We start from the raw sequence: 12,461 nt of genomic DNA, 5'->3' as shown, positions 1-12,461 counted from the left end.
CCAGGGCGATCAACGACTACGTCACCGCGTGGAACACCGACGCGAAACCGTTCGTCTGGACCGCGACCCCCGGCGAGATCCTGGCCAAGGTCCGCTGGGTCCACACCGAGGTCCGCAAACTCCTCACCAACAACGACAAGTAAACGATCTCAATTACGCGACACTAGGTCGTCCCGGAAACCCTCGTTTCCGGGACGGCCTCCGCGTGCTCGGCTCCGAACCTTGCAACCGGGTCGGGCCGAAGCGCGCCGCTGCCTATCAGCCCGCCGCAGTGGTCCGGAACAACTGGACGACTCCGGTGATGTTGTCCTGGCCGTGCCCTTGGCCGATCGCCTGCTCGTAGGTGCCGGCGGCGGCGTGGGTCAGGGGAACGGTGCAGAGGCGCGAGGCGGCGTCTGCGGCGGCGTATTGCAGATCCTTGGCTACCAATTCGATGGGGAAGGCGGCGGGGAAAGTGTGGCCGAGCATCGCGGTGGCGGCGGTGGCTACGGCCGGGCTTGCCACTGGGGTGGCGGCGAGTACCTCGATGGCGCGGGCCGCATGCAGGTCGGTGTCGTGCAGCGCGCCGAGCAGTTCGGCGACGGCGGCGATCTGGACGGCGAACAGGGAGTTGACGAGTAGCTTCATCTGCGAGCCGGTCCCGGCCGGTCCCATGTAGTGCACGGCGGCGCCGATCTGTCGCAGCACCGGCCCGACCCGGTGTGCAACCGCCGGCTGCCCGCCGACGAGGAAGATCAGTGTGCCGGCATCGGCCTGGGGGCGTGAGCCCAGCACCGGAGCGTCGAGGAAATCCACACCGCGCTGTGTACACCGGCCGGCGAGCTCGGCGGCGAAGGCCGGGGTGACGGTGGAACAGTCGACGGCGACCGTGCCCGGCGCTATCGCTGCCAGCGCGCCGATGTCCGGGGCCAGCCAGACGCTGCGGCCGGCGTCGTCATCGCGCAGCATGCTGATCACGAGGTCGCGCTGCTGCGCGGCTGCCGCTGGCGTCGACGTCGAGGTGGCGCCCGCCTCGACCAAGGCCCGAGTCGCCTCGGCCGTGCGGTTCCACACGGTGAGGTCGTGTTCGCCGGTGGCGAGCAGTCGGCGGGCCATCCGCGAGCCCATCGCGCCCAGTCCCAGGACAGCGATCTTCATTCATGCTCCTACGTAGGTCATGTGGTGGTGGGCGGTGCGCAACGATGTTCAGGCGCCCATGGTGGCGAACGCTGCGGTGAAGGCCTGCGGGTCGCGGTTCCACAGTTCGCCCATGTGCGCGGACGTCGGGTCCGGGTAGGTGTTTTGGTCTCCGGCGGCGAGGCCGTCGCAGATCGCGTCGGCGACGGCCCGCGGCGCCGCTTTGGGCGCGTCCACACCGGCCAGCATGTCGGTGTCGATACCGCCGGGGTAGACGCCGTGCACGCTGACCCCGGCTCGGGTCAGTGCCGGTCGCAGGGCGAGGGTGAGCGAGTGCGCGGCGGCCTTGGATGCCGAGTAGCCCGCCATCGGCGGTGCCAGCGCGTACGCCAGCAGGGTGAGCACGTTGACCAGCGTGCCCTTGTTCTCAACCAGCACCGGAGTGAACGCCCGGATCATGTCGTAGAGGCCGGTGAAGTTGACGGCGAACTCCCAGGCCAGCCCGTCGGGGTCAGCGTCCAGGGCCGCAGCGAAAGCCGCCGCGCCGGCGTTGTTGATTAGCAGGTCGGTGTCGGTGGCGATGGTGACGAGCTGCGCGATGGCGGCCCGGTCGGTGACGTCGAGGGCGACGGGCGTGATCCGCTCATCGGCGCGGACCGTGCGCGGGGTCGCGGGCACCCGCGTAGATACGCGCGGCGCCACACTCCAGCAGGGCGTCGACGAGGGCGCGGCCCAGGCCTCGGTTGGCTCCGGTGACGGCGGCGGTGCTTCCGGTGATCTCCATGCCTGCAACCCTGCCGCTCATCGCTGAGGTAATGAATGCCTGCGCTACTCGGTTGTTTGTCCGTCAGTCGCAACGCACCCGATGGCTTGCCTATCACGGCCCTACGCTGTACGAGTGGATGTTCTTGGTGACGTACTGGCGCTGGCGCAGGTCGACGCGAGCCTCATGGCGACCTTCGACGCGCGAGCCCCCTGGGCCATCGAACTGCCGGCCCGCCACGGTGCCACGTTCCACGCCGTGGTCGCAGGCACCTGCTGGTTCACCGCCGACGGCGCGCCGGCGCGCCAACTGGCCCCGGGCGACCTCGTGCTGCTGCCCGCCGGCGCGCGCCACCAGTTGTCCACCCACCCGGGCCTGCCGACGCGCCGTTTCGACGAAGACCTCAAGCGCAGCCTCATCCGACCCGACGGCGAACTGGTGCTCGACGGGCCGGGCGCACGGACCCGGATCCTGTGCGCGGGCTACCACTACGCGACCGACATTCCCCATCCCGTGCTGGGTCTGCTACCGCCGGTACTGCACGTTGCCACCGCCCAGCCGGAAAGCGGACCATGGCTACGCACGGTTCTCGACCTGCTGGCCCACGAGACCCGCAGCCGCGCCGCCACCGGCTCAGGCACCGCCGCGCTGCGCCTGCTCGACCTGCTGCTGATCCACGTCGTTCGGGCATGGCTAGACACCAAAGGTGACACCATGGACGCCTCGTGGCTGCGCGGCCTACGGGACCCGCTCACCGCTCGCGTCCTGGCCGTGCTGCACGAGCGACCCGGCCACGACTGGACCCTGGACACCCTCGCCGCGAAGGTCAACGTCTCCCGCGCCACCCTCGCCCGACGGTTCACCCACCACGTCGGCGAACCCCCACTGACCTACCTCACCCGCTGGCGCCTCGACGTGGCCGCCCGCAAACTACGCGACACCACCCTCCCGGTCGCCGCCATCGCCCACGACGTCGGCTACACCTCCGAATTCGCCTTCAACCGCGCCTTCACCCGCACCCACGGCCAACCACCCGGCCGCTACCGCCGACATGCCACCACAAAAGGGTAACCACCAGACGGCAAGCCCCCGAGCTACCCACCTCTCAGCGTTGGTTTTTCGCTGGAAACTACAACTGCCGCCTACCGCATTTGATGCGAACTCGCGACGGTTTGCATGTCGGCTTGGTGCCTCGGCAGCAAGGCTTTGACCTGGGCATATGGGCGGTCAGATGGCCCGAACTGACTGCATCGGGCATGCTGTCGATCAAATTCTTGCGGCCCACTTCCATGACTTGACCAGCTCAAATGCGGCCGGGGTCGCATCCGATGCGAGATCCGCGCGTTGGATGCGAGTGACGGAAGGTGGTCGACGAGTGGGTGTGGACGGATCGGCGCCGGGAGCCGCGCGGTTGCGCGTGGTCGACGGCGTGCCGCTGCTGCGTCCCGCCGAGCAGGTGTTCGAGGCGATGCTCGACGGGTGGCGTAACCAGCAGTTGGCGCGCAACCTCGCGGTGAGCACGGTCGAGGGCCGCCGGGCCACGGTGCGGGCGTTCGCGGCGGCGGCAAGTGCATTTCCGTGGCGGTGGGCACCGCAGATGCTCGATGAGTGGCTGGGTGACCTGCGTTCGGTCCGGCACGTCAAGCGCACCACGATCCGCTCCTATCAGGACGCGGTGCGCTCGTTCTGCCAGTACGTCACCGATCCCGCCTACGGCTGGGCGGCGGAGTGCGAGACCCGGTTCGGGTCGCACCCGATCCAGGTGGTCCACGAGTGGGGCAGGCGTCCGGCGAGTCGTGGCCGGACGGCGTACTCCTGCAAGATGACCGCACGGCGTGCCTATCCCTCCGACCTGCCGACGCCCGGTGGGCCCTGATCGCGCCCCGGTCGCTGAAGTGCGACCACCCCCGGTCGTGCAGGTCATCGGCCCCGGTAGCTGCGGATCAGGCGAAGGAAGTTGCGGAGCTTCGCCACCTCGGAGGGCCTGACGGGATCCGGGTTGAAGTGCATGACGTTGTTGCGCACCTTGCGTATCTCGTCGAGCCGTTCGATGAACAGGCCGCGATCCAGTCGCCAACCCAGCTGCTCCCAACATGCGACATTGTTCAGCACTGCCTGGTATTGGGCCATCGTCATTGTGTCCAGCGACTTGAAACTGATATGTGCGGCGAGACACGCCTCCTTGACTGTTTCCTCGTCGAAGACGTTGACGATCAGGTGGCGCAACTCTTGGTCGATCTCGCCGATCAGGAAGAAGGGGGTGGCCTTCTCGTCGTACTTGCGCACCACGTCGGCGGCCGTGACGATGCCGCTGATCTTCCGCTGGTCGTCACGCACGAAGATGAAGCCGTGCTGCTGAAGGGTGCCGAACACGTCGAGCAGCCGCGTGTCGTAGTCGAAGACCCGGTCACGCGCCCGCCGGTCGATGGCGTCGCTGAAGCTGGCCCCCGGGTCGCGGTGCTTTGCTGCGGCGATCGACTCCCACGAGACGGAGCCGTACAGTGAGTGCGCATTGGCCAGCACGGCGACCTGCGAGTAGTCGTTGATCTCCATCGCGGTGATGGCTTCTTCGAACGTGGCCGACGGAGTCACTGACACCAGCGACATCTGATGCGGGAAGAGATTGTCCAGCGTCAGGCCGATGTCGACGCTCTCCTCATTCAGGTCGTTGATTCCCCGCCTCGGCCGTGTCAGCGGGGTCGTCCGCGTCAGATCCGCTCGCCTCGTGGTCCGGCGGCAGCACGACCCGGATGCTCCGATCCAGGCTGACCGCCCGGAAGTCTGGGCTCGTGGTGAGCCCGTGATTTGCGAGGTCCGCGTCGACCTGTGCGGTCGCCATCCGGTCACGATCCTCAAGTCCCCAAAGACCGATGAACTCGCGAACGGTGAAGGATCGTGGTTGTCCCGACTCAGCCTCGGCCCGTGCTGCTTCCAGGGTCTCAAAGCGGCGGCGGACCGCCGCTACTTCTTCCTGGGACGTCTCCTCGTTGCACCACAACGGGTTCGGGCGTGTCTGCACCGATCACCAGAACGGCTACCCGCAGCTCTGACACCGTTATACGGAAAGGATCAAAATCTTCGAGAGTCAGCTGGGCCAGCCGCCGGCAGCCGCGGCGATTCTCACGAAGTCGCTGAAGTCGCGGGGTGGGCGGCCCAGAGCTTGTTGCACGCCGCTGGAGATGTGGCTGTCCATACCGCGTCGGATCGGGCTGACCGCGTCGGCATAGTCCTCGGCGTCGGCCTGGGGCCATCCTTCGGCGACGAGTTCGGCGATGAAGTCCTCCGGCAACATGGGCACGTAGCGGACCGTGCGGCCGGTGGCTTGTGAGATTGTGGCCGCTGCCTCGGCGAGGGTCACCGCTCGGGGGCCGGACAGCTCGTAGATCCGGCCTGCGTGGCCGTTCTCAGTGAGGGCCGCGACCGCGACCGCGGCGATGTCCTCGGCGTCGACGAAGCTCGCCGCGCCGTCGCCGGCGGGCAGGCGCAGCTCGCCGGAGCGCACGGCGTCCAGGAAGAAACCCTCGCTGAAGTTCTGCGCGAACCAGGCGGGTCGGACGATCGTCCATTCCAGCCGGCAGGTGCGCACGGCGTCCTCGCCGTCGATGTGCGTCTTGCCCGCAGCACTGTTCTCGCCCGCGTATCCAGCGACGTCCACCCCGCGCCCGGACAGCAGCACGACCCGCTTGACCCCGACTTCCTCGCACCGTCGGACAAATGGACGCGTCAGCAGCTCACCGTCGAACGGAATGACGTAAACCCTCTCCACTCCTTCCAAGGCGGCGTCCCACGTGCTGCGGTCGGTCCAGTCGAAGGGCGGCTCACCTGACCGCGACCCCACACGAACCCTGACGCCCTTGTTCTTGAGCTGGGACACGACCCGGCTGCCGGATTTGCCGGTGCCGCCGGTGACCAGAATCGGATGCTCAGTCATGCGGCCAGTCAAACCCGTGCGCGGGATTCGGGCCATGTCTTGAACGCTCGTTTCGATCTCTGTGCGTCTACATTTGGCGGAATGGACACGCTGATGGGTCTGTTGGACGGGGTGCGGGCACGGGGTGCCCTGATCACCCGGACCGTCATGCCTGAGGGCTGGTCCCTGCGCTACACGAGCGGTGCCCAACTGAGTCTGGTCACCATGCTGCACGGCCAAGCGTGGCTCGTCCCCACCAGCGACGACCCGGTCGCGATCGGACCGGGAGATATCGCGGTCATCCGGGGCCCCGATCCGTACACGGTGACCGATGACCCGTCCGCGTCACCGCAGCGGGTGATCACCAGCGCGGATTACTGTGCCCAAACGGCCCGCGCCCGCCTGCACGGAGGCGTCGACCTGGGCCCGCGGACGTGCGGCGTCACCGAAACAGGCTCGGCCCTGCTACTCAGCGGCGTATACGAAGGCCCGGCCGGCATCAGTGAACGCCTGCTCGACGCCCTGCCCCACCTCCTGATGATGCAGGAGGCGGCACTCGACCAGCCAATGCTGGATATCGTGGCCCGGGAAACCGCCTTGGACAAGCGCGGGCAACAGGCCGTCCTGGACCGCCTACTAGACCTCCTCCTCGTCTCGGCCCTGCGCGCCTGGATCGACCACCCGCAGAACGACCGCGCAGCGTGGTACCGCACCACCAGCGACTCCATCGTGGCCCTCGCCCTCCGCCTCCTGAACGAGAACCCGGCCCACCCCTGGACCGTCGCCGAGCTCGCGGCCAAGACCGGAGTCTCCCGCGCCATCCTGGCCCGCCGCTTCGCTACCGAGGTGGGCGAACCCCCCATGCGTTACCTCATCGGTCGGCGCATCGCCCTAGCCGCCGACCTCCTGCGCGAAACCGAGGCCACTGTCGGCTCGATCGCCAGAAAGGTCGGCTACGCCAACGCGTTCGCGCTCAGCGTCGCCTTCAAACGCCGCCGCGGCATAACCCCCACCGAACACCGCACCAGCATCGCTCTCCGCACCCACACAGCCGGATCGGACGGACCCCAGCAGGCCACCGACGCCCCAGGAAGCCGGCACCGCCACGCCCGACCGGCAAGTGAGCCGACGCTGGCCCATAGTGACGGATCGGAAAGACCGTCGCCCCAGCGTTCGGCATTCTTCACCTCGACCACGCCCACGCCACATGACGGCCCTCGGTAGCCAAGTCATTGCGCGGAAAGGCTCAGTGGGGGGCGCGGCGGGTCCTACCCGGGCAGATGGGTGGGCCGATGAGCGACGACGAGTTTGTGCGGGTGGTGGGTGAGCACCTGGACCTGGTTTACAACCTGGCCCGGCGGTTGGCCCGCACCCGCCCGCAGGCCGAGGATCTGGTCCAGGAGACTTACCTGCGCGCGTTGCGGGGCTGGCGCCGCCAACCGCCGGACGATGCACGGGCGTGGCTGGCCACGATTTGCCTCAACATCGCGCGGGCCGGGTGGCGGCGCGATGCCGGCCGGCCAACTGAGGTGCTCGACCCGTACGCCGGCGCGAGCGTGGTGTCCGGGCATGACACCGCCGCCGAGGCGATCAGCGGCACGATCCGGGACCAGGTGCACCAGGCGCTATGGCAGCTGCCGGCCGTCCAGCGCGAGGCGATCACCTTGATGGACCTGTGCGGGTTCACCGCCGCCGAGGTCGCCGCGATGACGGGTGCGCCGCGGGGCACCATCCTGGCCCGGGTGCACCGCGGCCACAAGCGGTTGGCCGCGCTGTTGGAACAGCAAGGGGTGACCCCCGGTGACGCATGAGCATGACATCGACGACGCCACGATCGGCGGCTACCTGGTCGGAGAGCTGGCCCCACCGGAGCGGGACCGGTTCGAGCAGCACCTGCTGACCTGTGACCGCTGCTGGGCCGAGGTGGACGCCGGCCGGCGCGGCCGTGCCCTGATCGAGCAGGCCCGCGAGCCGGCACCAGACCACCTCCGCGAGCAGCTGCTGGCGGAGGTGGTCGCCGGCCCGCCAGCCCGCCGCGTGCTGCGTCGCCCCCGCGCGGTGGCCGCCGCCGTCCTGGCGCTGGTCGCCGCGGTGAGTGCGGTGGTCGCCGTCCGCGCCGCCAGCCCGGCGGCGCAGCCGGTGCAGATCACCCTGGCCGTGACCGGCTATTGCAACGACCGGCTGCCCGGGACAGGCATCCCCGACCAGACCGCGCCCGACCTGACCAGGCTGCGGCTGGCCGAGACCGGTGCCGGCACCGGCCACCTCGCCGGGCAGCCAGTCAACGGCTACGCCTACCGCGACGACACCGGCCGCCGAGTGTTGATCTACACCTCCGACCAGCCGTTCCCGATGCCGGAACGCGCCGACCACCCCACCGGCCCGTCGGGGGCGGCCATCACGACCCACCGCGGGGTAGCCGTACTCTGCTCCCGCTACCCCTACAAGGCACTCGTCCTGGGTGACGACCGACGCCTCGTCTGGCAGGTGGCCACCGCCCTGGACCTGACCTGATCCACGCGGCGACTGCGACGGGCGAAGCGCCGGTTAGGCCGTGTTTCGTAGCGGTCGACGGCGTGGCGGTGGTCGCTAATCGAAGAGGTCTCCGGTAGTTGGTTCAGCGACCAAGCTAGAACTTCACACCGGAGACCTCGTGCCGAGCGTAGCGGCAGCGAGGCGGCAGCGAGGCGGCATGACCTGACCAACGTGCAGTGGGCGGTACTCGAGCCGTTGCTGCCTGCGGAAACGGGTCATGCTCGGCCGCGCAGATGGACCATGAGAATGATCATCGACGGGATCCGGTGGCGGGTCCGGACCGGATCACCGTGGCGAGACGTGCCCACGCACTACCCGCCCTGGCAGACCTTGTACCGATGGTTTCGGCGCTGGCAGCGTGACGGCGTCGGGTCTCGGATTCTCACCTCGTTGCAGGCCAGCGCGGACGCGGCGGGGTCGATCGGCTGGACGGTGAGCGTGGACTCGACCATCAGCCGTGCCCAACCAACACGCGGCGGGAGCCCGCCGCGACGGTCAGGCGCAGAAAGAGCCCCCGGTGGTGTGCAGACCGAACCGGCAGATCACGGGCTCGGCCGGTCGAGGGGCGGCTGGACCACCAAGGCCCATCTGGCCTGCGAACAAGGCCGCAAACTGATGGCCGTGGTGGTGACCGCCGGACAACGCGGCGACAGCCCACAGTTCATCCCCGTACTGGCCAGGATCCGCGTTCCCCGCGCCGGTGGCGGCCGGCCACGGACCCGCCCTGACATGGTGCTGGCCGACAAGGCATACACGTCCAAGGCCAACCGCTCCCACCTGCGATTCCGCGGCATCCGCGCGTGCATCCCGAGCAAGGCCGACCAGGACGCGCACCGCAAAGCCAAAGGCTCCGAAGGTGGACGTCCGCCCGCGTTCGACCCCGAGGTCTACCGCTTGCGTCACGCCGTGGAGTGCGGCATCAACCAGCTCAAACAACACCGCGCCATGGCCACCAGGTACGACAAACTCGCCGTGCGCTACGAAGCCACCCTCACCATCGCCGCCATCAACCAATGGCTCCGCGCCCTACGAAACACGGCCTAGCCGCCGCGGTGCCACGGTCAGGACCCTGCGGTGACAAGCCGGCGACTTGCTGGCGGGATGGTCAGTGTGCCAGGTCGATGATCGGGCATACGGCGGCGGCCGTGCGGTCGGCGGCGTGGCGGGTCTGGGTGAGGGTGGCGCGCAGGGCTTGCAGGTCGGCGATGGTCCGGTCGATGTCGATGATGTGGGCGTCGAGCGGTTCCCGGACGGTGCCGCAGGGCGGTGCGCCGTCGCGGTGGATGGTCAGGACCGCGGCAATGTCCTCCAGGCTGAGCCCGAGGGTGCGGGCGCGCCGGATGAAGGTGTTCCTCGGCGTCGATGTCCGCGACGGCCGAGACGCCGCCAACGCCTTCGTGCAGGCGTTCGGACACACCTGGCCCAGCCTGTTCGACCCGGCCAGCCGCGTCGCGCTCGCGTTCCAGGGCGTGCCACCCACCGTCGCACCGGCCACCGTCAGCCGTGGCGCGCAAGGGTTTCCCGATTCCTGACCGCCCCAGCGGCCCTGTAACACGCGGTGCGTGAGGCGACGTTCGACCCGCTCGGCGACATCGAGCAGGTACGGCTCGCGCAGCGGCGGCGGGCGGAGTGGTCGTTATGGTCCGGCGTGGTCTTGGCCCGGTTCGTTTTGCTGTTTGACACCGCTCGGCCGGGGCTGGGCTCGTGGTCTGCGACGGTGCGCTGTGTAGCCCCAGACGGTCGCGGCCAGCCATACGGGCGTGAGCAGCAGCGCCACGGATGTGGGGTAGTGGTTCGGTAGGACCTGACGGTTGCCGGGTTGCACCTCGATTGCTTGGCCGGCCAGGCCCCAGGCGGCGATGAGGAGCACGAACGCGGACACGATGAGCGCGAATCTGATCGGTGCCCGCCACGCTGGTGGCACCAGACGGAAGGTGACGGCGGCGAAGCCGAATACCAGCGGTAGGAGCACGAGGTCGTGGAGCAGGAGTATGACCACGAAGCGGCGGATCATGCCCCACTGCGCGGATGCTGGGGAGACGAGCGTCTCGTTGGCGTACGGCCAGGTTTGGATCGGGTCGCGCCAGAGCAGCAGCACACCGTAGCCGATCATGAGGGTGCCGATGCCGACGCTGATCCAGAAGATCCGGTCAGGTCGGGCGGTCGTGGCGTCGGGCGTGTCGGCTGACGGCGTCCCGGCGGGGGCGGGTGGCGGCGGGTTGCTCATCGGACCCGCAGCTCCTCGACCCACTTGGTCTGCATGATGCCCGGATTGTTCGGGGCGATGAGCCGCACCGGGTATCCGTGGTCCAGGTGCAGCCGCTCGCCGTTGACCTCGGTGGCCAGCAGCGTGTCCGGGTGTAACGCGTGTGAGGGGTTGAGCCGGGCCCGGCCGAACATGCGTTCAGGTTTGGTGGTGGTCTGAATCGACCGGACGATCACCTCGGTGAAGTCGGTGACGCCGGCTTCGCGCAGCAGATCACGCACCCGTATGCCGCGCCAGGTCGCACCGACGCTCCAGCCTTGCACGCAGCTGATCGGCAAGACTGCGGTGTGGCTGACCCGGGCAAGGAGATCGTCGATGTCCAGTTCCATCGGGTTGCTGACCAGACCGACCACCCGCAACCGGTAGCCGGGGCCGGTGCTGCGCTCCACCACCCCGGCCGCGGTCGCCTGGGTCTGCACCGGCAGCCCTTGGGTGCCCACGTCCGAGCGGCGGGACGGGAGGAGAGCCAGACGGTGCAGTGGGGACACGTTCGCTGCCAGGAAGTTGACGCCGATGATGCCGGCGGCCACCCCTACCGTGATCAGGAAACGGCGCCGCTGCGCGTCGCTGTCCTCTTCGCCGGGCACGGACGCCGAAACCAGTACAGCCACCGGGGCAGTTGATGTCGGGGTCTTTTCCGCGGGTTGCGGTGCGTGGACCGGCGCGGCGTGGCGCCGTATGGCTTGCAGGGTGGTTACCCGTTTCGCGGCGATGTGGATGATCAGCGCGCCCATCGTGATCCAGGCCGCCAGGTAGTGCGTCGGGGTGAACGTGAACGGGTTGACGTATATGTACATCGCGTCGTCGATGCCGCCGACGATCAGGAATAGGCTGCCGCCCACGAGCGGGATCAGGCTCAACCGCTCTACCGCGCGGGCGGCGTTGGCGAACTTTAGCGGCTGCCACAGCTTGGGGTAAACGGTCCACAGTTTTGCCGCCAGCAAGGGGATGCAGGCGAATCCGGTCACCGCATGGGTGGCCGTCACGACTCGGTAGAGGTCACGTGGGGCGGCCGGCCACGGGAACCACGGCTTCGGGTGCTGGATCAAATGGGAAACCAGCCCGGTCACGAAGCAGATGATGAAAGCGACACCTAGCGCGATGCCGAGCAGGGCCGCGGTCCGATCGTCGTGAAGCTTGGACCGAAACGATGCGGAGGTGGGCAGCAGGTACCGGATGTGCATAACAACCCCCGGTGTCCGGTGTGGACCCTGCCGCGCCCCCGGTCTGCCGGCAGGACAAAACTCCGGTCGCATCGCCATCGGCACAACCGTCGACGACTCAATGTATCGAAGACGGTCACTCGACGGAAGGGTGTGGGGTTCGGTCGCCTTGTCAGGAACGGGACAGCCAGATGTCGACCTCCCGGTCGACGTAGGCCCATTCCTCGGTTTGTCGCAGGGTCTGCACCAGCTCCTCGAACACGCCCGCGTCGGCCTGGGCGTACTCGAACCAGGTGAGGAAGTCGAACGGCTCACCAAGATCGCGGCAGTGGTGCAGGCGCCGCGCGACCGCCGGCAATGCCCGCAGACCGGTTGTCATCCAGCTCGGCATACCCCGGGCAAGGGGTGACGGCGACTGATGCCCACCTCACCCCTCCATCCCTCCTACCCCTTCGATCCTCCGCACCGCGATCGTGAGGATGTGGCTGCTGGCACCGAGCAAGCTCGGTTCGTCCTCCACAGAACGCATCATCTCCAACAGCAGGCCGGTCAGGTCAGGGCTGGCTAGTAGTGCTTTGTCGCATTTTGGTGTAGTTCGTGGGCTGTAGGTTCGTTGAGTCGTTAGCTCCGGTGTGGATGTTCGGGAAGTGGAGCGCCTTCGTGCCGATCTGGCCGATTTCACCAGCGACGTGTTTGGGTCGTTGACCC

15 protein-coding genes and 2 pseudogenes are annotated in these 12,461 nt (G+C 68.4%); 6 read left to right on the top strand and 11 right to left on the bottom strand.

Annotated elements, in window-relative coordinates; translation table 11 throughout:
• Positions 1 to 273: 273 nt before the first annotated feature.
• The 3 genes and pseudogenes from E1258_RS23575 to E1258_RS35115 form a co-directional block, all read right to left on the bottom strand.
• Positions 274 to 1,137: pseudogene (locus E1258_RS23575) on the bottom strand (NAD(P)-dependent oxidoreductase); the annotation flags it as partial.
• Positions 1,138 to 1,185: 48 nt separating this feature from the next.
• Positions 1,186 to 1,794: an SDR family NAD(P)-dependent oxidoreductase gene (locus E1258_RS23570; protein WP_243715640.1), complete on the bottom strand. Its 609-nt coding sequence runs from the start codon at positions 1,792 to 1,794 to the stop codon at positions 1,186 to 1,188.
• Entirely contained in the window at positions 1,760 to 1,900 is a 141-nt protein-coding gene (locus E1258_RS35115; RefSeq protein WP_243715639.1) for a hypothetical protein, read from the bottom strand. The genes E1258_RS23570 and E1258_RS35115 overlap by 35 nt, the downstream gene beginning before the upstream one ends.
• Positions 1,901 to 1,981: 81 nt before the next feature.
• On the opposite strand from E1258_RS35115, the gene E1258_RS23565 reads away from it, so the two are divergent.
• The gene (locus E1258_RS23565; RefSeq protein WP_132404965.1) at positions 1,982 to 2,950 is read left to right on the top strand and encodes an AraC family transcriptional regulator; all 969 of its coding nucleotides are present in this window, start codon (positions 1,982 to 1,984) and stop codon (positions 2,948 to 2,950) included.
• Between the two features lie 304 nt (positions 2,951 to 3,254).
• Positions 3,255 to 3,755 (top strand): hypothetical protein, encoded by a 501-nt coding sequence (locus E1258_RS35110; RefSeq protein ID WP_243715637.1) that lies wholly within the window; start codon positions 3,255 to 3,257, stop codon positions 3,753 to 3,755.
• Between the two features lie 44 nt (positions 3,756 to 3,799).
• Here E1258_RS35110 and E1258_RS23555 read toward each other — a convergent pair whose 3' ends face one another.
• The 3 genes from E1258_RS23555 to E1258_RS23545 form a co-directional block, all read right to left on the bottom strand.
• Positions 3,800 to 4,486, bottom strand: coding sequence for a CBS domain-containing protein (locus E1258_RS23555; protein WP_371688671.1), 687 nt, complete (start codon positions 4,484 to 4,486; stop codon positions 3,800 to 3,802).
• A gap of 49 nt (positions 4,487 to 4,535) precedes the next feature.
• Positions 4,536 to 4,898, bottom strand: coding sequence for a hypothetical protein (locus E1258_RS23550; RefSeq protein WP_132404961.1), 363 nt, complete (start codon positions 4,896 to 4,898; stop codon positions 4,536 to 4,538).
• 66 nt (positions 4,899 to 4,964) lie between these two features.
• Positions 4,965 to 5,846, bottom strand: a complete 882-nt coding sequence (locus E1258_RS23545) for an SDR family oxidoreductase (RefSeq protein ID WP_132404959.1) — start codon at positions 5,844 to 5,846, stop codon at positions 4,965 to 4,967.
• A gap of 45 nt (positions 5,847 to 5,891) precedes the next feature.
• On the opposite strand from E1258_RS23545, the gene E1258_RS23540 reads away from it, so the two are divergent.
• From E1258_RS23540 to E1258_RS23525, 4 genes are all read left to right on the top strand, one after another.
• Positions 5,892 to 7,013 carry an AraC family transcriptional regulator gene (locus E1258_RS23540; protein WP_132404957.1) on the top strand — a complete coding sequence of 374 codons (1,122 nt, stop codon included), beginning with the start codon at positions 5,892 to 5,894 and terminating at the stop codon, positions 7,011 to 7,013.
• 68 nt (positions 7,014 to 7,081) lie between these two features.
• Positions 7,082 to 7,600: an RNA polymerase sigma factor gene (locus E1258_RS23535; protein ID WP_243715636.1), complete on the top strand. Its 519-nt coding sequence runs from the start codon at positions 7,082 to 7,084 to the stop codon at positions 7,598 to 7,600.
• Complete coding sequence (locus E1258_RS23530) at positions 7,590 to 8,303, top strand: anti-sigma factor (protein ID WP_132404952.1); 714 nt, start codon at positions 7,590 to 7,592, stop codon at positions 8,301 to 8,303. The genes E1258_RS23535 and E1258_RS23530 overlap by 11 nt, the downstream gene beginning before the upstream one ends.
• Positions 8,304 to 8,486: 183 nt before the next feature.
• Positions 8,487 to 9,368, top strand: coding sequence for an IS5 family transposase (locus E1258_RS23525; protein ID WP_132404950.1), 882 nt, complete (start codon positions 8,487 to 8,489; stop codon positions 9,366 to 9,368).
• Positions 9,369 to 9,429: 61 nt separating this feature from the next.
• Here E1258_RS23525 and E1258_RS23520 read toward each other — a convergent pair whose 3' ends face one another.
• The 5 genes and pseudogenes from E1258_RS23520 to E1258_RS34045 form a co-directional block, all read right to left on the bottom strand.
• Complete coding sequence (locus tag E1258_RS23520; protein WP_207919684.1) at positions 9,430 to 9,804, bottom strand: MerR family DNA-binding protein; 375 nt, start codon at positions 9,802 to 9,804, stop codon at positions 9,430 to 9,432.
• Between the two features lie 156 nt (positions 9,805 to 9,960).
• Positions 9,961 to 10,551, bottom strand: coding sequence for a hypothetical protein (locus E1258_RS23515; protein ID WP_132404946.1), 591 nt, complete (start codon positions 10,549 to 10,551; stop codon positions 9,961 to 9,963).
• On the bottom strand, positions 10,548 to 11,774 hold the full coding sequence (locus E1258_RS23510) for a molybdopterin-dependent oxidoreductase (RefSeq protein WP_165949879.1): 1,227 nt from the start codon (positions 11,772 to 11,774) through the stop codon (positions 10,548 to 10,550). Before E1258_RS23510 ends, E1258_RS23515 begins: the two co-directional genes overlap by 4 nt.
• Positions 11,775 to 11,925: 151 nt before the next feature.
• Positions 11,926 to 12,132, bottom strand: a complete 207-nt coding sequence (locus E1258_RS23505) for a hypothetical protein (RefSeq protein ID WP_207919683.1) — start codon at positions 12,130 to 12,132, stop codon at positions 11,926 to 11,928.
• 48 nt (positions 12,133 to 12,180) lie between these two features.
• Positions 12,181 to 12,461: pseudogene (locus E1258_RS34045) on the bottom strand (hypothetical protein); the annotation flags it as partial.

The sequence above is a fragment of the Micromonospora sp. KC207 genome (genome assembly GCF_004348615.1).
GTDB lineage: Bacteria > Actinomycetota > Actinomycetes > Mycobacteriales > Micromonosporaceae > Micromonospora.
This window is presented reverse-complemented; position numbering and strand designations above follow the sequence as displayed.